An 18,727-nucleotide genomic window follows, 5' to 3' on the forward strand; every position below is an offset into this window, starting at 1 on the left:
GCGCCGGAAGGTTCCCGGAGGAATGATACGGGCGGCATAATTCTATCCCGCTGCGCCCGGTCTCCGGCGGCCGGGTCGATCGGCGGAGGCAACGGCCCGGCGGACGGAGCTGCTAGAATCCGGCCTCCAGTTTCCCCATCCGGATTCATGTCCCCAGCCCCTGCCCAATTGATCCTCGCGCCCATGGAGGGCCTCGCCGACCACGAAATGCGCGAGGTCCTCACCGCCCTGGGCGGCTACGACTGGGGCATCTGCCAGTTCGTGCGGGTTTCCGGCAGCGTCCTGCCCCGGCGTACCTTCGCCCGGGTCTGTCCGGAACTGCTGCAGGGCAGTCGCACCCGGGCCGGGACGCCGATCCGGGTGCAGCTCATGGGCTCCGACCCGGACTGTCTGGCGGACAACGCCGGCCGCCTGGTCGGGATGGCCCCGGCCGGGGTGGATCTCAACTTCGGCTGCCCGGCCCCGACGGTGAACCGCCACCGGGGCGGAGCCGCCCTGCTGGAAGAGCCGGAGCTATTGCACCGCATCGCTGCCGCCGTGCGCCGGCAGGTGCCGGCCACCCTGCCGTTTACCGCCAAGATGCGCCTCGGGCTCAAGGACACCAGCCGCGCCCTGGAGTGCGCCCAGGCCCTGGAGGCGGGCGGGGTGGATGCCCTGATCGTGCATGGCCGCACCAAGGTGGATGGCTACCGGCCGCCGGCCCGCTGGTCCTGGATCGCCCGGGTGCGGGAGGCGGTGCAAGTGCCGGTGGTGGCCAACGGGGAAGTCTGGACCCCGGCCGACTATGCCGCCATCCGTGCCGAAAGCGGTTGCACCCATGTGATGCTGGGGCGCGGCGCCGTGGCCGATCCGCTCCTGGCCCGGCGCATCAAGGGTCAGGCCGGCGGTGGCTGGGACGACCTGGGCCCGGCCCTGAGCATGTACTGGGACCTGGTCTGCCGCCGGGTGCTGCCCGTGCATGCGCCGGGACGGCTCAAGCAGTGGCTGGGCCTGCTGCGCCGCAACTATGCCGAAGCGGAAAGCCTCTACCAGCAGATGCGTACCCTGCGCCAGGTGGCCGAGGTGGACCGGCTGCTGCTCGCCAGCGGCATTCCCGTGAGCCACCAGGAACGCCAGGCCGCCTGACCATGTTCGCCAATTCCCGCAGCATCAGCAGCAGCCAGACAGGCCCCCACCCGGACCTGGAGGCCGTGCTGCGCCGCCATCTGGCCCATCCCTTCCAGAAGCCGGTGGCCGATTACAATCGTCTGGCCTGGGACCAGGCTAGGGCTGCCTGGCAGGACTGGAATGCCGCCGCGCCCCTGATCCTGGATGCCGGCTGCGGCGTGGGCTGGAGCACCGTGCAGCTGGCGCGCCAGTGGCCGGACAGCTTCGTGCTCGGGGTGGATCAATCTTCGGACCGGCTGGGGCGGGGCAAGGACCTGGTGGGGACGCCCCCCGCCAACATGGCTCTGGTGCGGGCCGACCTGGTGGACTTCTGGCGTCTGCTGGCAGAGGCCGGCATCCGCCTGCAGCGCCATTACCTCCTCTATCCCAATCCCTGGCCCAAGGTGGGGCACCTGCAGCGCCGCTGGCACGGGCATCCGGTATTTCCCACCCTGCTGGCGCTGGGGGGCATGCTCGAATGCCGCAGCAACTGGGCCATCTACCTGGAAGAGCTGGCCTTGGCCCTGAGCCTGGCCGGTGGCTACCCGGTGCAGGTGCAGGCCTGGGAACCCTCCAGCTACCTCACCCCCTTCGAGCGCAAGTACCGGGAATCGGGCCAGGGCCTGTGGCGTCTGATGTTGGACCTGGATCTGCAACAGGGCGGCACGCCATGAGCAGCCCCTGCACCAGTTGCGGCGCCTGCTGCGCCGCCTTCAGGGTGGATTTCCATCCGGCCGAGCTGGCCGGAGCGCCCTACGCCTGGGGCGCCGGGGTGCCCCGGGAGATGACCCTGCCCCTCACCCCCGCCATCTGCCGCATGCTCGGCACCGACGCCAGCCCGCCCCGCTGCGTGGCCCTGGAAGGGGAAATCGGCATGGCCGTGAGCTGCAGCATCTATGCCGGGCGCCCCTCCCCCTGCCGGGAGTTCGATACGGAACACGAGGCCTGCGCCCGGGCCCGCCGCCGGCACGGCCTGGCGCCCCTGTGAGCCACCCGGGGCCTTGCCCTGCTACGGTCGATGCCGGCAGCTAGGCGAGGGAGACTCGCCTGTCCATTTACGCCAGATTGATCCTGGGGATGAACAGATCATCTTCTGGCGACGGCATTTCAGCCTTCCGCTCGCACCGTGACAACGCCTTGCTGCGCCGCCCAAAGGCCGACATCCTCGCGGCGGATGGCGGCGGCCATCAGGCCGGGGAACTGGTCCGGCGTACAGGCGAAGGAGGGCACGCCGAGGGCGGCCAGCTTGGCGGCCAGATGGTGATCGTAGGCCGGCGCACCTTCATCGCTCAGCGCCAGCAGGGTAATGAGCTGAACCCCGGACTGGACGAGCTCACTAGCCCGTTGCAGCAGATTTTTCTCGACGCCGCCTTCGTAGAGGTCGGAAATCAGCACCATGATCGTGTTGCGCGGGTCGCGGACCAGCGACTGGCAGTAACCGACCGCCCGGTTGATGTCCGTGCCGCCGCCGAGTTGTACGCCGAACAGGACTTCGACCGGATCGCTGAGTTGTTCGGTGAGATCGACGACGGCGGTATCGAAGACCACCATGTGCGTCTTGACGGCCGGTAGCGAGGCCATGACCGCGCCGAAAATGCTCGAATAGACGACCGAGGCGGCCATCGAACCGCTCTGGTCGATGCACAGGATGACTTCACGCTGGGTACGCCGGGCTTTGCGACCATAGCCGATCAGGGTTTCCGGGATGATGCTGCGGTAGCTTTCCTGCCAGTGCCGGAGGTTGGCCCGGATGGTCCGGTTCCAGTCGATTTCGGCATGGCGTGGCCGACGGTTGCGCACAGCCCGGTTGAGGGCGCCGGTGACGGCGCTGCGCATCGGCTCCTCGAGTTTCTTCATCAGCGCATCAACCACTTTACGGACGACAGCACGCGCCGTATCACGGGTCTTGGCCGGAATGATGCCGCGCAACGACATCAGGGTGGCGACCAGGTGCACATCGGGCTGCACGGCTTCGAGCATTTCCGGCTGGAAGAGCATGCTTTTCAGGTCGAGGCGCTCGAAGGCGTCCTTCTGCATGACCTGGACCACGGAGGCCGGGAAATAGCGGCGGATATCGCCCAGCCAGCGGGCGACGCGCGGCGAGGATGAACCGCTGCCGCCGCGCAGGCCGCCCGGTTCGTCGGCGTCGTATAGGGCGCTCAGGGCTTCGTCGATGCGCAGGTCGTCGCCGGCCAGCATGCCCCCGCAGCCGGCCTCGGCCGGTTCACCGAGGACCAGGCGCCAGCGCCGCTTGCGCGCCTCGTCGGTCAGTGCGCTTTGACTCATGTTTCAACTCCCAGCAATAGGCGCAGCATGGGCAAAACCTCTTCGGCACGGGTGGCATCCCAGTCTGCTTCAACATGTCCCGGGCTGGCTGTACTGGCAGCCGGACGAGCGGCACGTTCGCCAAGTTGGCGCCGCTCCGGCATGCTGAAAGCCGAAAAGGCGCGACGCAGCAAGGGCAACTCACGGGTAAAACCGTCTTCGCTCAAGTTGCTGAGCCAGTCATCCACCATGGCCCACAATTGCGGGTCGTGGAGCAGCACCATGCCGCTCTGGTTCAGGAAACCTTCGAGCCAGGCCGCGGCCGGCGCCGGGTCGTTGCCAACCGACAGGGCCTGACTCATGCACTGCGTGGTCTGTTCGGTACTGGCCAGTTGTTCATCAAAAAGCAGACGGCTGGCCAGGCCGCAGATCAGGCCATGACAACTGCCGAGCTGGGCAAGGCGGCTCAGGGCCTGCTGCCAGACCTCCTGCAGGTTCGGCCGGGCAAGCAGGCGTAGCGCCTGATGCATGGCGACAATATGCTCGCGCATCGTCAGGGCGGCTTCGTCATCGAGGGTCGAGCAGGCGCCAGGCAGGCCGATGGCGGCGCGCGGCACAAGGCTGTTGAGCAGATGTTCGACCATGCTGGCATCGGTCTGCCGGACATTGCCGTAGCGGGCAACATTGGCCAGGGGCGGCACGGCAGCCATGAGCTGCTGCACGTCGCTGGCGACTGCCGCCAGGTTTTCCAGCGCCAGGGAAACCGGGGCGATGGCTTCTTCCAGATCGGCGAGCAGAACCTGATTCACCAGTTCGGAGAGTTCAGGCAGGCTGCCTGCCGTTTGCGCCCGATCAATGGCCCGGCCACAGGCAGCTTGCCGCACGCTGTTACCCCAGCGGCTGGCATTGATCACGGCAATGACCAGTTTTGGCTCCCACTGGAGGGTCCACAGCTCGTGGAAGCTGCCCTTGGCGCTGCGTCCGGCCTTGTTCAGGGCCCCCCAGCCGATGTCGAGCAGGTTGAGGCGATGCAGCAGATGGCTGCGGGCCAGGTCGTTGGCCTGACGCAGGTCGAGATCCAGCGTTTTCTGCGTCGCCTCGGCTTTCAGGCGCAGGCTTTTCTGTTGTTGCGCCAGATCGCGCTGCAAGGGTACGGCGGGCGTCGCCTCGGGGGTGCGGCCAAGACGGTCACCGATGATCATCTGGCGACGGATGAGTTGCATCGGCGCATCGTCGCCCATGCAAACAACCGTCCGTAGCGCCTCGTCGAGTTCATCGAGGCCCGGTTGCGGGCGTTCGCGCAGGGCGGCGAGGGCATCGGCGAGGCGCACGGCTTCGATGATATGGGCCGAGGAGCAGTCCAGTCCGTCCGCACGGAACAGCCGGGCAGCCCGGGCCAGCCAGCCGATAGCCCGATCGTCGCTGGTGCTCTGCCAGAGATGTTCGTACCAGCCGGGCGAGGCAACCCCAGCGCCATAACCACTGGAAAAACTGAGGTTATGGTAGGACCAGGGCACCCAGGTGGCGGCGACCTTGATTTTCGCCAGCCCCTTGAGCAAATCGTTATCGGCCTTGGCTGTCGGCATGTCGCTCAGTGCTGGCACGTGCCAGGCACCGCAGACCACGGCGATGCGCTGGAAGCCTTCCTTCTGGGCCTGGCGCAGGCATTTGCGCATATGCGCCTCGCGCAGGGCTTCGCGCCGTTCGGCGCTGGCCGTGCGAACGCGGGGTGGCGCTTCGCTGCGGACACTGCTCATGGCCTCACGGATGGCGGCGAACAATTCCAGGCTGTTGCCGCGTTCCTCGACCATGTGGTTCCACCAGGCTTCGCCATCGCCATAACCCGCAGCACGGCCCAGCCAGTCGAGCGGGTCGCCGCTTGGCCCGGGATCTTCGCCGCTATCCGGGGGCATCGCTTCGTCGCCGGCTTCGTCATCTGCCTCAGGTGTTGCTTCTGTTGTTTCAGTCGCCTTGCCGTCCTCTGCCGGACGTTCCAGGGCGAACTGGTACGCCGCCGGCAGATCGATGAAGCGGGCCGGAATCTGGCGTTCCAGCGCAAAGCGCAGGGCATTCCATTCCGGCGAAAAGGCGGCGAAGGGATAAAACGCTGCTTCGCGTGCGTCGTCCGGGTTATAGACGAGCAAAGCCACCGGCGGCACGAGGTCTTCGGCCAGCATCAGCGCCAGCATTTCCTCGCCATCAGGGGGGCCTTCGACGAGCAGGCAATCCGGTTGCAGTTCCTCAAGAGCCCGCAGCAGGCTGCGGGCGCAACCCGGCCCGTGGTGACGAACACCGAACAGGTGGAAGGGCGTGGCGGATGAATCGGCCATGGGCGGCTTAGTCCTGTTCCCGACAGGCGCGGTAGAGGTCCTTCCAGTCGCTGCGTTCCTTCATGACCGTTTCCTGGTATTCGCGCCAGACCACCGCATCCTGCACCGGGTCCTTGACGATGGCGCCGACCAGGCTGGCGGCGATGTCGCCAGCGCGCAGCACGCCGTCGCCGAAATGGCCGGCCAGCGCCATGCCGCTGTTGATTACCGAAATCGCTTCGGCGGTGCTCAGGGTGGCGCTGGAGCTCTTGAGCTTGGTCTTGCCGTCTTCGGTCTGGCCATTGCGCAGTTCGCGGAAGATCTGCACCACCCGGCGCACTTCCTTGAGCGCCGGCGGCTCGCCTGGCAATTGCAAGGCCCGTCCGAGTTCGCTGACGCGCTTGGTGACAATGCTGACCTCTTCTTCCTCGCTGGCCGGCACGGGCAGGATGACCGTGTTGAAGCGCCGCTTCAGCGCGCTCGACAGCTCATTGATGCCCTTGTCACGGTTATTGGCAGTCGCGATGACGTTGAAGCCACGGATCGCCTGTGTCTCGATACCGAGTTCGGGTACCGGCAGTGATTTTTCGGAAAGGATGGTGATCAGGGTGTCCTGCACATCGGCCGGAATCCGCGTCAGTTCCTCGACACGCGCCGTCTTGCCCTGTTCCATGGCACGCATCAGCGGGCTGGGGACGAGCGCCGCCTGGGACGGCCCCTTGGCCAGCAGTTCGGCGTAGTTCCAGCCGTAGCGCAGTTGTTCCTCGCTGGTGCCAGCCGTGCCCTGGATGAGCAGGGTCGAATCGCCGCTGACCGCCGCCGCCAGATGTTCGGACACCCAGGATTTGGCCGTGCCCGGCACGCCGAAGAGGAGCAGGGCGCGATCGGTGGCCAGGGTGGCGATGGCGGTTTCCATCAGGCGCCGGTTACCGATGTATTTGGCGCTGACCTGAAAGCCGTTGGCCAGCGTGCCGCCCATCAGGTATTCGGCCACCGCCCACGGCGAAAGCACCCAGTTTTCCGGCCGTTCGCGGTTATCCGCCTTCTTCAGTTCTTCAAGTTCCTCGGCGAATTGTTGCTCGGCATGCTGGCGCAGGGTTTGGCTCATGGTGGGTGTCCGCTATCAGAAAAATTGGTGAAGGATTTTGCGTTGTTCGACGATGGCCAGGATGCCGGCTAGCGCGCGGGTGAAATAATCATCCGGATGACCAACTTTCCAGCCGTCGCGAGCAGCCGCCAAACAAGCCGGTGGAACAAGGCAGACGAACTCGGGCAGCATCCGGGCGATTTCGTAAAGTCCAGCGCTGGCCGGCTGTTCGACCAGTTGATGAATCTCCGCCAGGAGGCGATGGGAAAAGGCTTCGGAGGGCGATTCCTGGCGCTCGGCAAACGCCACCAGCACGTCAATCAGCACCCGGGCTCGGGTGCCCGCATGCGTCTCGTGATCCAGCATGCCCAGCCAGTGTCGCTCACGTTCCCGCACTGGCAACAATGCGAGCAGGTCAGCCGTGCCGAGCGGCAGGGCCAGGGATTTTCCCTGCTTCAGGAATTCTTCCACCCACAAGACCGCCGGCGTGCGCTGCAAGGCATCACTCCAGGCCCGCAGGATGGCCTCGCTCCAGTCCGTGCCGCGTACCCATTTGATGAGTTCAGTCTGTGACAGTCCCGTTGTGTCCTGCCACCAGGCGAGGGGCAGATTGCGGGCGATCTGGTACAGCCACCAGGCCCGGTCTCCGAGACTTTCGTTTTTGGGCCGAGCTTCTTCCAGCCCATCGTTCTTCCAGTCGGCGCCGAAGCTGGCGGGTGCTTCCAGCGTGCGCACGGTACGGAACAATTTGCGCTCCTGGCCGAGACAGGCCGTCATCCGTTCCGCCATCCGCGCGCAGTAGCGACTGCCGGGCAGATCAGCCAGCAGGTTGGCCGCGCGTTGGCGTACTTCCTTGCTGCGGTCGGTCAGCTGTGCTTCCAGGAAATCTTCGTCCGGCAGGCTAAGGCCTGTTTTCATCATGTCCAGCAGACTGGCCCGCTCGCGGGCATCGAGCTGGGCAAAGCCGTCCTGCAACAAGCTGCGCGCCTGATCGGGATCGCTGCACCGCAACTTGCCGAGCAACTGTTTGCGCTGCTCCTGGCTGCCGTGTTCCCACTGCGCCAGGTCGATGCCGGGATCGGCAGCACCGATGGCGTAGCTCCAGGCCGGATTAAGGCTGGCCAGCCACTGGCCCCGTTGGCCGAGGACAGCGAGCATGGCCGGGCGCAATGCGTGGTTTTTCTGGCCCAGAGTGAGGGCTTTCGGCAGCAGCCCGGGCGCCAGGCAATATCCCTTGCTCGCCATGAGGGAGAAGGCTTCGCGCCGTAAGGGATCGGGGCCGTCATCGACAATCTGTTGCAGCGTCGACAACAGTTGCGGGGCGTCGACCACGGCCTTTTCTTCGCGCGGACAAAGCGCTGGCGGCATTTCTTCGGTGCTGGCGGGCTGGTAGCCGGCCGCTGCACCGAGCGCCAGGCTGCCGGCGTAACGCAGCGCACGGATCTCCTTGTCGCTGTCGGGCGGGCAGGCGGCCCGAAGAAATTCGCCCAGCTTGCCGCCTGGCTCTGGCAGGACGGGCGGCCGGCGGTCGCTGCCGAGCAGGACCTGGGTGGCAAGTTCGTGCAACAGTTTCATGCGCTCTCCGCCGTTTCCTGCCACAGCAGCTTGTCTTGCCACGCCGCAAGCGGGCGCAGCACCTCGCCGTTCCACTCGCCGAGCAGGGTGAGCGGAGCACCGCCGCTGGCTGCCAGCAATTGCCAGCCGTCCTCGTCGCGCAGGCGCAGGGTCAGACGACGCTGTTCCGGGCAGTGCAGCGACCAGCCGCGCTGGCTGAGGTAGGGCACGCCCTCGAGCATCATGGGGAGTGGCGATTGCCAGGGGTTGGCGGCGACTGCCCGGGCCAAGGCAGTCAGGGCGGTGTCGAGTTGCCCCGTTGGCAGCGCAGTCGGATTTGGCTCTTTTTTCGGGTTGGCCGTGGAATCCGCCCTGGTTTCCGGGCTGACCGGCAGCAACTGCATGTCGCCCGTATTTAGCGCGCGCAAGGGCAGATTGCCGGGAAAGAAAGCTAGTTCGCCATTCAGGTTGCTGGCCGTGACGTAGTTCTGCTCAAAACGCCGGTTGCCGTGGGCGAAATCGAGCAACAGGGCCGTGCGTCCGGATTGCCGGCCGAACAGCCAGACACGACGTGACCACAGGTTGCCGTCTTCGTCGATGGACTGGCCGAGAACCAGCCAGTCGTCGCGCAGGCGTTCGCCCGTGGCCAGCACGCTGTCGCGGTCAACGGCGAGACCGAGCGCGGCACGAACGTCCTGCTGTACGGCCAGGGGCAAGCTGTCGAGGCGGCGAAAGGCGTCGATCAGCACGCGCAGTTGGCCTAATCCGCCCAGGACGTAACCCGGCCAGCTTTCGTCCTGCCCGACGCGGGCACCAATCTGGCGCAGGCGAAAAGCCAGCCCCGGCGCCTGGGCGTCGACCATGCGCCGCGCCATCTCTTCCCAGATGGCCGCTTGCCCCGGCAACTGGGCCAAGCCCTGGCGCAGGCGGTCGGCGAGCCAGCGCTCCAGTTCCTCCATGCCTGCGGCCATGCGTTGCAGGCGAGCTTCTTCGCGGCGCGCCGAAGCTTGTGGATCAACGGGCGCATCGCGCTTTTCGGCAATGCGTGCTTCCTGTTTTTCCGCCCGCTGCTGGCGCGATGCCAGCCATTCGGTAACCCAGGCCGGCGCTTCCGCCGCCGAAAAATTCGTCGGGTTCTGGGCCATGAGGAGTAAGAGTGCCAAGCCATGTTTGCAGGGAAACTTGCGACTCGGGCAGGTGCAGCGAAAGGCCGGGCCGGACTTGTCGAATTGCACCTGATACGGTTTCGAGCCACTCCCCTGGCACTCGCCCCAGATTGCTCTGTCGTCATACTCGAGCCGAGGCCATTTTCCGGGAACAACCAAGCCCTTGGCCGCCTTGGCTGAAGCATCGTCAGGCGAAAGCTGCAGGATTTCGCTGGCACTCAGCTGCATCATCAAATGGTCTTTTTCGTGAGAAGCGGGGATTCTAGGTGCATGTCATTGATTCGAACAAGGTGCACTACGTTCAGGTGCTCTACGCTCAAGGATTCACTATCTCAAATCAAGGTGAGTTTTCCATGGCACCGGTTAACAAGGTCATCAATCGTCGGAACTTCCGGCGTGCGCAAGGTGCATCAAGCGTGGTGACACCTTGTGCCGGCTTTTTAAAGCCCGTAACGGTCGATTATCGCGAGATGGGGCTCTATATCGAGTTCGCAGTGTTCCGCCAGCCTGAGCCAGCATAGCGGGTGTTCCCAGGCTTCCGTGCTGGCGCTGAGCGCCTTGTGGATTTCCAGGGGCGGAACGGATTCCGGGGCGGCGATCGTGAAGAAGATGCCGGGCAGGTCGATACCGCTGCTGCTGTCCTGAACCTGATAATCGTCGCCGCTGTGGATCCAGACTTTCCAGCCGCGTGCCCTCAGCTGTTCGCGCATCTGCTCGAAAGCTTCGTCGCCGGGATAGGCGCCGTCAGCCAGCCAGCCTTGGCCGAAGCCGCCCTGGGCCAGCGTATGCACATGCCTGAAGGTGCGTATAAAGCTTGCCCGTTCTTCTTCATCCTCGGGAGCAGGGAAGACCGGTGTGGCATCGAAAACCACCCAGTCGTCGACGTGCTGGCGCCAGTTGCCACGTGAATTTTCGATGATCCGGGCGCTGACCGGGCCGGTGCGCTGGGCAAAGTAATCGACGGGGTCGCCGTTCTCGATGTAGCGGATGATGACCGTGCCCCATTCCTCCTCGATCGGGCCGCTCTGGCTGTCGAGTTCCATGCCCAGCGTGGCCGCGGCTGCGCGCACCTTGTCCCAGGCCTCGGCGGCGGTGGCGGCAATCAAGTAATCCCAGAGCACGGATTGGTCTTGTTCGGTGTGCTCGTACATCGCGTGATAGCTCTCGGCGGCTTCGGCAAAACGCTTCTGCTGCATCAGGCTGTGCGCATGCAGGCGACGGGCGCCATGCGAACCCGGAGATGTTTCAAGCAGGTCGGCGCAGTGGCGCTCGGCGGCGGGCCAGTCGTCGCGGTGGCTGGCCAGGCGGGCCAGGCACCAGTGCGCGGTCAGCGGCACGCTGTTTTCGTAGAGCCTGGCCAGGCGCAGCACGCCGGCCTCGTCGCCGCGGTTCATCAGCGCGCCGAGCAGGGTGTAGGCGAGATTTTCTTCCTGCGCAGTGTGGGTCTCGACATATTCCCAGAGCAGGGCGATGGCTTCGTCGTGGGCGCCGCAGGCTTCCAGGGCGGAGGCTGCCTGGTCGCGCAGCGCCGCGTCTTCCGGGCGTTGACGGACGGCCAGCAGCAGCCACTGGACCTCCTTTTCCGGATTCCGGTCATTGTTTTCGCCGGCCTGCGCGGCCAGATGTTCAAGCAGGTTTTCCGCTGTGACGGGCAGATCGTTCTGGTTCGGCAGGGCGTCGATTTCGCTGGCCAGCTGGTCGAGCAGTGCGCTAGCGCCGAGATCACGGCGCAGCTTGGGCAGGCAGGCGCGCGCCTGGGCCAGGTAGCGGTGGGCGCTCCAGGCCGAGCCGCGCCGGATGGCGAGACGGATGCCGTATTCGGCCAGCTCGATGGCCATCCGGTAACTGCCGCTTTCGGTGAAATGGGCGAGCGCGCGCTGCAACTGGCTGGCCAGTTGCCAGGTGTTGCGTTCGCCCTGGCGCAGTAGCACAGGGTACGCCGCCTGCCACCAGGAAAGGTGGTCGCAGAGGGTGAGTTCGGCTAGCGGTGGCAGCGTTTCCCAGACCTCCTGGTCACGGCCGAGCCCGGCCAGGGCCTGGGCCTTGAGCAAGGTCCGCGGCTGGCTGATGTTGCGCGATTCCGTGCCTTCGGCAGCGGCCTCCTGGGCGGTGATTTGTTCGAGTGCCTCGGCATGGCGGCCGAGCATGATCAGCGCCCGGTTCCGCATTTCGAAGATGCCGTCGCCGACCTCTTCGCCGGCCGCTTCGATCCGTTCCTGCTGGTCTTGCAGATAGGCCAGTGCGTCCGTTGGACGCGCGTCGTCAAACAGGGCATCCGCTTTTTCGTTGCTGAGGCACTGGAAACAGCTCCAGCTCGGGTCGATGCGGGCCAGGGTTTCATCGCAGACCTCGATACGTTCGGCGACCCAGCCCGGACCGTCGATGTTGGCGTAGCAGGACGCCAGATCCTGGGTGACGCAGATGGATTGCGGGCAGTCGATGGTTTCCTTGCGATGGGCGAACTCGAACAGGGCGACGGCGTCGGCCAGGGCTTTCTCGCCTTCCGCCTTGTTGCCAATCCGGTTGCGCATTTCCCAGTGGCCGACGAAGACTTCCAGCCACGGGTTTTCCAGCGTCTTGCACAAGGCTTTGGCTTCCGGCAGCAGGGCATCGGCCTGTTCCGGGCGCATGTCGACGATTTCGCTGGTCAGGCGGTAGATCAGTTCGGCGCTGTGCGCCTGGCCGGCGTCGGCGAGGTCGTCCTGGAGCTTGTCTACCCAGTCCCAAATATTCATGTTTTCTTCCTTGAATGGTGGTTTGCCGCGCTGCGGCAGAAATTAGTGTTCGACGATCAGCGTGACCGCAGCTGCGAGATCGGTCAGGGCCTGGTTGGGGGCTTTTTCCCCGTGCGGGCTGCGGCTGGCCATCAGGACCTTGAAGGCCTTCAGCAGGCGCGCGGCGAGCGCCGCCTGGGCAGGGGCTTCGGCCATGGCGCGGAGCAGGGTCTGGATGGCCGGATTGTCGAGGTTGATGTACAGGCGTTCGTCGTATTCGGCGTCGATCTTGGCGGTGAATTGACGCGCCAGTCGCAGTGCCGACTGCGAAATCTGCTTGTCGCTGGCATCGGCCTCCAGGCGTCGCTTGAGCTCGCTGTCGCGGTCGGGGACGACGACCAGTGGCAGGGCTTCCGGATGAAAACGTGCAGGGATCAGCTTTTCGCCGTCCGCCAGATGCGTTTCCAGCCAGGCCTGTTGTTCCGCCGGCAGTTCAGCCAGTGTGAACAACTGGCGGTTGCCCTGTTCGGTGCCCAGTTCGGTCAGGCGGACCCCCTTGAGCTGCGCCCAGCGCCGCAGGAAGGGAACGACCGCGTAGCGGTGGCCGTGGGCAACCGGCACGCCCATGGTCCGGAACAGCATTTCCTCGAAGCCCTGGCGGTTTTCGAAGATGACGTGCAGGCTGCCGCGGGAAAGCAGGTCGCGGACAGGCAGATCGCCCCGCGAGCTGGGAATGCGCACGCAATCCATGATCAGCTGGAACAGGCGTTCGTCGCACAGGGCGGCGCCGAGCAGGGCTTCGTTGTGGCGGGCCAGGATGCGGCGCCAGGCTTCCGGCTGGCTGCGGCTGACTTCGGCCAGACCTTCGATCAGGGCTTCGCTGATGGCGCGCTGGGTGAGCCGGTAATTGTCGTCGCGCTGCAGATCCTCGCGGCTGGCCGTGGGCGTCAGCTGCGTCGACTCGATGACGCCGCCGACGAAACCGGCCCACGAGGGCAGCAGGTCGCGGGCGTCGTCATCGAGCAGCATGCCACGGACGAAGACCGAGAGATTGCGGTTGTCGCTGGTGCCATAGGTGGCGCCGTCCTGTATCCAGAGCAGGCCGGCCGTATTGCCGAACGGGCCGGGGCGCAGGGGCAGCGTGCAGATCGGTTCGAAATTCTTTTCGAAGCGCGCGGCAAAGGCCAGGTTGCGCCGCCGTTCGAGGGCCGGGTGCGGGTGCGCCTCGTCGTTTTGTCGCCAGGGCGGCGGTTCCGGATTGAGTGCTTCGGCACTGCCGGCGATGTAGATGGGTTCCTTGAGCAGCAGGCAGTAATGGCCGAGGATTTCCTGCAGGCGGCTGCTGTTGGCGAGTCCCAGGAAGTCCTCCTGCAATTCGAGCAGGATCTCGGTGCCGACTGGCCGGGAAGCGATGGGTGCCACCGAATACTGTTCGGCGTTGGTCGAGGTGTAACAGTGGCTGCGCGCGGGTTCCTGGTAGGAGGTGGTGTTGACGGTAACGCGTTTGGCGAGGACGAAGGCCGACAGGAAGCCGAGCCCGAACATGCCGATCAGGCCGCTGTCGTCGTGTCCGGTCTGGCGCAGGTTGCGCGTGTAGCCGACGCCGACGGTCGCCAGGTAAGCATGGATTTCGTGCTTGGTCAGGCCGGCGCCCGTATCGGTGATGCGCAGGATGCCGGCAGCACGGTCGAAATCGACGTCGATCCTGGCGGGTTCGTTCCAGCCGGCTTGCTCGATCCGGCGCCGGATGATCGAGTCATGGGCGTTCTGCACCAGTTCGCGCAACGCGACCATGGGTGTGGAATAAAGGTGTTTGCTGAGGACCGACATCAGACCCGGCAGGTCGACGTCGGTGCGGTGGAGCCCAGCGAGGGACAAAGAGGGGGCTGGTGAGTTCATGCTTCTGCTCTTGTTTATAGGTCGAGTGGAATCAGCTGACGTCTGCTCAAAAAAACGACATTTGAAACTTGCCTGTTTTTCCCGGTTGCCCCAATTGCTGCTGTGGCCGTGGAACGCTGACAAAACGAACTTAGTCAGCGATCTCGCAGTAGCCCTTTCCGACTTTTTCAGAAATCAACTTCTCGACGTGACGTGCCGCCGAGGCCGTATCGCTGAAGCGCTTCTCCTGGCTCTGCCCGGAGCCACCGATCCGCCCGTAGCTAACCAGGACCGTCATGTCGGCGATGCTGATCTCCCAGAATTTGGAAGATTTTTCATCGACATACTCGAAACGGCGAGTCGTCTTTTCGCCATCCTCAACAGGCGAAGCGGCTGGCGCTTCGCTCGCCACCGACTTGCTGGTCTTGCTTGGCGCACTGACCTCGGCCGGCATCAGATCGGAACGTACGCGGACGAATGAGGGGAAGCGCGGTACGCCCCCATCGGTCAATTCCTGGTAGCGGAAAGTAATCAGGCAGCCGGGAACCGGTGGGGCATCCCGAAGCGCATCGGAAAACCCGGTGCCGACGGAAAAGCGGGTGCCATCGGGAAGTTCAACCAGCAACGCCCCCATCCGCCCCTTGTGCCGTCCTGTACCGGGAAGATGTTCAACGACGACAGCCTCGGCATCATGGAAGGATTTCACCTTGTACAAGGTCGTCGACCGTCCCGCTTCATAAAGGGAGCCCGGTTGCCGCAACATCAAGCCTTCGCCGCCTATGGATTCGATCTGGCGCAGCGTCTCCCGCAGATGGTCCAGCCCCTGGCAGCGGTTCTGCTCAAGCAGTCGTACCGGCCCGTCGAGGCTTGCCAAATGCTCGGCCAGGGCTGCCTGGCGGGCTTCAAACGGTTCCGCCATCGCCGGCGCATCAAAAACGACATAGGAAATCTCTTTCCATAGATCGCTCTTGTCCTGCCGGCGCACGATACTGACCGTACGCTGAAAACGTTTCCTGTCCAGCCACAACTCCCCATCCAGCGGAATCGGCGGCAGCTTGGCAATGAACCAGTCCGGGGCGTGATACAAATTGCCCTGCCGCGAGAAAAACTGCTGGCCATCCCAATAGGCGCGCACACCGTCGAGTTTCTCGCTCATCCACCAGTCGGTCAGATCGGTCTCGTTGTCCCAACTGTGTGCCAGCAGCAAGGGCGGGCCTTTATCGACGGTTTCGCTGCCCTCATCCCCCGCTTCGCTGGCCTTGACCTTCCTGACCGGCTTTTCCGGCAGATTGCCGATGCGCTCAGCCTCGGCAGCATCACCGCGCAACTTGCGGATATGTTTGCAGGTGCGTTGCTCGATGGGCAGTGACTGGTTCATCCAGGCCGGACAGGTACAGCTGTATAAGCCGCCGATGTTCCGGATCAGGTAGGGCTTGACGCCCGAACCCTTGATCTCGATGCTCTCGCCGTCATTCAGATCAGCATGCATTTTCCATTTCCATTGCTTGGCTAAAGCGAGTCGATGATCAGAGCACCTGCTCCCAGCCCTTTTTGATGTTTTCCTCGATCCAGCGCGCCGCTATTTCTTCCATGAGCTCGGCGCTTGGCGCTGTCCGCACTTCGCGATCGAGCGGCGTCGCCCGTCCGGGGGAATAATCGGTCCAGTGCAGAACATAGGCGGGGTAGGAAGGATCCTGGCCTTCCTTGTTGGTCTTCCAGGCGACAAGCTTGCGTACCGCCATCTTGTCTTTTGTGACCTTCTTCCAGACCGTCCGGCGAAGAATCTCCGAGGCCGGCAAGGCAAGCGCCTGAACGGAACTGCTTGCCTGATCGACCTGGCAGCGTTCGAGAATCTGGGAAAACCGGGTATCGACCGGACCGGGCTTTTTATCCTCGCGCAGCCGCACCAACACGGGATGCAGCAAGCTGGCCGAGGGCATCGTGCCAATCGCCTTCCAGCCGCTCTCAGCCTGATACTCGAGTGCCATGGTGTAGACCGGCTGCCCGCCGGATTCCGGCTGCAGGTCCGTAACATTGACTTCAATCACCAGTTCCGGATGCACGAAGGTGAACAGGTCACCGGATCGGCTCGGACAGCGGAAGCTCGAGGCGCAGTTCATCGGCTTCAGACGATCCATCAGGCTATGCCGGAAATCATCGCCGCCCAGATTGCCGCAATGTCCGATGATCTGAACGCGGCCATCCTCGCGGGTCAGACCGATCAGGAGATTGCGGACCGCGGCCGGATCTTCCGTTCTTGCCGTATAGCCGAGAACCACCGCATCAAGCGTAAATTCCGGCTTGACCTTGTAGATGGCACCGAGTGCCGAGCGCACCACCAGTCCCTCGGCCTTGCCGCCTTCAACCAGTTCGGCAAACAAGGCGGGCAGATCCGTCACACTTTCGACGCTCTCCGTTTTGATGGCCTTTGTGCGCTTGCCACCGGCCAGCAATTCGGCGATGGCCGCCAGCCGTTGCTCATACGGGGCAAACTGCGGCGCATCCGCCAGCAGTCCCTCAACGAGGTCGAAAGCCAGGAAACCCAGCCGCTCAACCTGGGCATCGGCACCGCCGCCCAGTGCCGAGCCGACATCACCGACGCGCGGCCGGTCCTTGCCTGTCGAGGCAGCGAACAACTCGCCGGCCAGCACCACCCTGCCGGCAAGTTTTCCAGTCGCCGCCTGCGCCTCGGCCAGAAAGGGAATATCGCCCGATATCGCCTTGCCATTCGTGCTGACCAGGATCGCCGACGAAGGCTCCAGGACGAGAAACCAGAGTTCGCCATCCACTTTCGGGGAAACATGAAATGGACCGCCGAAGATACCGGTGGCGAGTTCATTCGGCTTGACCGAACGATAGGAGCCGACAACCCGCCGCCGATAGGCCTGGATGGTCTGCATCAGCGCCTCATCATTGACCGATCCTGCCGGGTACCAACTGCCCTTGCCCAGGGCACTGCCTTGTTGCAATTCCATGTCAAGCCTCCTTGGCGACGGTTGCAGGGCGTTTGAGTTCCAGGTCGCTCAGATGCAACCTCAGCTGATAGCGATCCCCCTCGACGCGCCCTTCGAGAAAGCCGCGACTGGGCCGACCATTGGCCTGGAAGACCAGCGGATCGGCCCCCTTCGGACCGGCGCCGACGAGCATGACGGAATCAGACTCGGCCAGTTCCTTGGCGATGGCGTAAAGGAAGTCGTAGGTCACGCCATCGACATGCATGACCTGCAGGGTGCGGCGAAAGACGAAACGACGAACCGCCTCGGCGATCGGAATCTTGCGCCCCGTCCAGCGGACCGGATGCTCGATATCGACATTGGCCTCGATATCCACCGGATCACGCCGCTCCTTCTCGCTGCCGTCGGGGGCCGAGACGATTTCGACGATACGGGGCGGGCAATGCAGGAATTCGCCGCCTTTCGTCAGGTAAACCACATTGGTTTCGCCGATGCTGCGCCCGACATGCTCAATGTCGATCTCCGGATCACCGTCAATCAGCGCTTGCGCGTAATCCTCGCCGAGGCGCTGGGCCAGGACGTCGCCGCGGCAAGCCTCGGTGGCTGCCAGGTAACGGCGAAAAGTCACGGTGTGTCCGGGCAGGCCTATCGGTATGGCGGCCTCGCGGGCGGGGGAAATGGTCTGCACGGTGCCATCGCGCCCGGCAGCATTGGATAAGCGGAATGAATTGGCCATGGCGCGCTCCTAGAACATGTCAAAGTTAAGTTCGTCGGCGCTTTCTTCCTCGTCTTCAACCGCCGAAATCTTGCCGGGCTCGGCCCAGCTCGGTGAAATCGGCGTGCCGACCAGGCAGAAGATCCCTTCGTTGTTTTGCAGCAGGAAGGCGGTATCGAGGCGGAAATCGGCGCTGTATTTGAACTTGAAGCTGAACACCTCACCCGCTGCAAGCCGCGCTTGCAAAGCCGCATCCAGCGTCATGGCATCGAGCGCATAGACGGCATCAATGGCGAAGTCGAGAACGGTAGACGGCGAAACGGCCGCGAGCGCTTGCGGCGCGCCGAGCGTCGAGGGCTTCAACTCCAGCGCCTGTCCGTCTGCACCAATCCCGACCAACTGATTTTTCTGCAGCCACCGACCCGATTCATCAAAATAGCCCTGCGCCGTCATCCCGGTTTGCAGGAGATAAAGGCCGTCGGTGGTCAATGCCGACTTGACGCAGGTTTGTCCATCCTGATCGAGTGGCACCCGCCGACGCGAACCATAAAGCTTGGTGCGCTCGACCTTGGCGTGGTCGAAGCTCGACTCAATGCCATCAAGCACGACGATGATGGGTTTAGCCATACTGAAGCCTCCTGCTTCGTGAACTCGTGAATGAGTAGGCCCGGGGACGCGTCCGTGGCCAAAAATTCAGAGATCATATTTCGGGAAGGCGGCCGATATCAAGCGGCTTCGTTCCACGCCGAACCTCAACGAACAACGAACTGCCGAGGCTCACGGCACAGGCGAAGGCAGCCTGAGATGCAGAAAATGCACTGTGCATTTATGGACAACCGGCTACGCCGGTTCTCGCCGGACCGCGCAAGCGTTGCCACGGTTTGTCCGTAGGTCGCGGCAGTGGCAGGTCCTGGCGGCGGCGCGGTCGCATTTTTACAA

At 64.2% G+C, this 18,727-nt stretch carries 14 protein-coding genes; 3 read left to right on the plus strand and 11 right to left on the minus strand.

Annotated features, from left to right (window positions below):
* The first annotated feature begins 147 nt into the window (after nucleotides 1-147).
* Genes G474_RS0102970 through G474_RS0102980 form a run of 3 tightly spaced genes read left to right on the plus strand, consistent with a single transcriptional unit; the run spans nucleotide 148 to nucleotide 2,134 of the window.
* Nucleotides 148-1,125, plus strand: coding sequence for a tRNA dihydrouridine synthase (locus G474_RS0102970; protein ID WP_211228045.1), 978 nt, complete (start codon nucleotides 148-150; stop codon nucleotides 1,123-1,125).
* A gap of 2 nt (nucleotides 1,126-1,127) precedes the next feature.
* Nucleotides 1,128-1,820, plus strand: coding sequence for a tRNA (guanine(46)-N(7))-methyltransferase TrmB (gene trmB, locus G474_RS0102975; protein WP_026685676.1), 693 nt, complete (start codon nucleotides 1,128-1,130; stop codon nucleotides 1,818-1,820).
* Entirely contained in the window at nucleotides 1,817-2,134 is a 318-nt protein-coding gene (locus tag G474_RS0102980; RefSeq protein WP_026685677.1) for a YkgJ family cysteine cluster protein, read from the plus strand. Before trmB ends, G474_RS0102980 begins: the two co-directional genes overlap by 4 nt.
* A 119-nt stretch (nucleotides 2,135-2,253) precedes the next feature.
* Here the strand turns inward: G474_RS0102980 and G474_RS0102985 are convergent, their stop codons facing one another.
* From G474_RS0102985 to G474_RS0103035, 11 genes are all read right to left on the minus strand, one after another.
* Nucleotides 2,254-3,432 (minus strand): VWA domain-containing protein, encoded by a 1,179-nt coding sequence (locus G474_RS0102985; protein ID WP_026685678.1) that lies wholly within the window; start codon nucleotides 3,430-3,432, stop codon nucleotides 2,254-2,256.
* A complete protein-coding gene (locus tag G474_RS0102990; protein ID WP_026685679.1) occupies nucleotides 3,429-5,741 on the minus strand; it encodes a DUF5682 family protein in 2,313 nt (770 codons plus the stop codon). Before G474_RS0102990 ends, G474_RS0102985 begins: the two co-directional genes overlap by 4 nt.
* A 7-nt stretch (nucleotides 5,742-5,748) precedes the next feature.
* Entirely contained in the window at nucleotides 5,749-6,828 is a 1,080-nt protein-coding gene (locus G474_RS0102995; protein ID WP_026685680.1) for an ATP-binding protein, read from the minus strand.
* 15 nt (nucleotides 6,829-6,843) lie between these two features.
* On the minus strand, nucleotides 6,844-8,382 hold the full coding sequence (locus G474_RS21815) for a DUF5691 domain-containing protein (RefSeq protein ID WP_026685681.1): 1,539 nt from the start codon (nucleotides 8,380-8,382) through the stop codon (nucleotides 6,844-6,846).
* Nucleotides 8,379-9,758, minus strand: a complete 1,380-nt coding sequence (locus tag G474_RS0103005; RefSeq protein ID WP_211228046.1) for an SWIM zinc finger family protein — start codon at nucleotides 9,756-9,758, stop codon at nucleotides 8,379-8,381. The genes G474_RS21815 and G474_RS0103005 overlap by 4 nt, the downstream gene beginning before the upstream one ends.
* A gap of 209 nt (nucleotides 9,759-9,967) precedes the next feature.
* On the minus strand, nucleotides 9,968-12,262 hold the full coding sequence (locus tag G474_RS0103010; RefSeq protein ID WP_026685683.1) for a tetratricopeptide repeat protein: 2,295 nt from the start codon (nucleotides 12,260-12,262) through the stop codon (nucleotides 9,968-9,970).
* A 42-nt stretch (nucleotides 12,263-12,304) separates the two neighbouring features.
* Nucleotides 12,305-14,140: an ATP-binding protein gene (locus G474_RS0103015; protein WP_026685684.1), complete on the minus strand. Its 1,836-nt coding sequence runs from the start codon at nucleotides 14,138-14,140 to the stop codon at nucleotides 12,305-12,307.
* A 130-nt stretch (nucleotides 14,141-14,270) separates the two neighbouring features.
* On the minus strand, nucleotides 14,271-15,608 hold the full coding sequence (locus tag G474_RS0103020) for a DNA ligase (protein ID WP_026685685.1): 1,338 nt from the start codon (nucleotides 15,606-15,608) through the stop codon (nucleotides 14,271-14,273).
* Between the two features lie 37 nt (nucleotides 15,609-15,645).
* Nucleotides 15,646-17,094, minus strand: coding sequence for an ATP dependent DNA ligase (locus tag G474_RS0103025; protein WP_026685686.1), 1,449 nt, complete (start codon nucleotides 17,092-17,094; stop codon nucleotides 15,646-15,648).
* A 1-nt stretch (nucleotide 17,095) separates the two neighbouring features.
* Nucleotides 17,096-17,809: a hypothetical protein gene (locus G474_RS19305; protein WP_051281761.1), complete on the minus strand. Its 714-nt coding sequence runs from the start codon at nucleotides 17,807-17,809 to the stop codon at nucleotides 17,096-17,098.
* Nucleotides 17,810-17,818: 9 nt separating this feature from the next.
* Nucleotides 17,819-18,415, minus strand: a complete 597-nt coding sequence (locus G474_RS0103035; protein ID WP_026685687.1) for a hypothetical protein — start codon at nucleotides 18,413-18,415, stop codon at nucleotides 17,819-17,821.
* Nucleotides 18,416-18,727: the final 312 nt, after the last annotated feature.

This window comes from Azovibrio restrictus DSM 23866 (assembly GCF_000429665.1).
Taxonomy (GTDB): Bacteria; Pseudomonadota; Gammaproteobacteria; order Burkholderiales; family Rhodocyclaceae; genus Azovibrio; species Azovibrio restrictus.

Excerpts from the sequence above, each read along its gene's own strand:
- G474_RS0102970 (WP_211228045.1), top strand. The coding sequence starts at position 148 with ATGTCCCCAGCCCCTGCCCAATTGATCCTCGCGCCCATGGAGGGCCTC.
- trmB (WP_026685676.1), top strand. The coding sequence starts at position 1,128 with ATGTTCGCCAATTCCCGCAGCATCAGCAGCAGCCAGACAGGCCCCCAC.
- G474_RS0102980 (WP_026685677.1), top strand. The coding sequence starts at position 1,817 with ATGAGCAGCCCCTGCACCAGTTGCGGCGCCTGCTGCGCCGCCTTCAGG.
- G474_RS0102985 (WP_026685678.1), bottom strand. The coding sequence starts at position 3,432 with ATGAGTCAAAGCGCACTGACCGACGAGGCGCGCAAGCGGCGCTGGCGC.
- G474_RS0102990 (WP_026685679.1), bottom strand. The coding sequence starts at position 5,741 with ATGGCCGATTCATCCGCCACGCCCTTCCACCTGTTCGGTGTTCGTCAC.
- G474_RS0102995 (WP_026685680.1), bottom strand. The coding sequence starts at position 6,828 with ATGAGCCAAACCCTGCGCCAGCATGCCGAGCAACAATTCGCCGAGGAA.
- G474_RS21815 (WP_026685681.1), bottom strand. The coding sequence starts at position 8,382 with ATGAAACTGTTGCACGAACTTGCCACCCAGGTCCTGCTCGGCAGCGAC.
- G474_RS0103005 (WP_211228046.1), bottom strand. The coding sequence starts at position 9,758 with ATGATGCAGCTGAGTGCCAGCGAAATCCTGCAGCTTTCGCCTGACGAT.
- G474_RS0103010 (WP_026685683.1), bottom strand. The coding sequence starts at position 12,262 with ATGAATATTTGGGACTGGGTAGACAAGCTCCAGGACGACCTCGCCGAC.
- G474_RS0103015 (WP_026685684.1), bottom strand. The coding sequence starts at position 14,140 with ATGAACTCACCAGCCCCCTCTTTGTCCCTCGCTGGGCTCCACCGCACC.
- G474_RS0103020 (WP_026685685.1), bottom strand. The coding sequence starts at position 15,608 with ATGCATGCTGATCTGAATGACGGCGAGAGCATCGAGATCAAGGGTTCG.
- G474_RS0103025 (WP_026685686.1), bottom strand. The coding sequence starts at position 17,094 with ATGGAATTGCAACAAGGCAGTGCCCTGGGCAAGGGCAGTTGGTACCCG.
- G474_RS19305 (WP_051281761.1), bottom strand. The coding sequence starts at position 17,809 with ATGGCCAATTCATTCCGCTTATCCAATGCTGCCGGGCGCGATGGCACC.
- G474_RS0103035 (WP_026685687.1), bottom strand. The coding sequence starts at position 18,415 with ATGGCTAAACCCATCATCGTCGTGCTTGATGGCATTGAGTCGAGCTTC.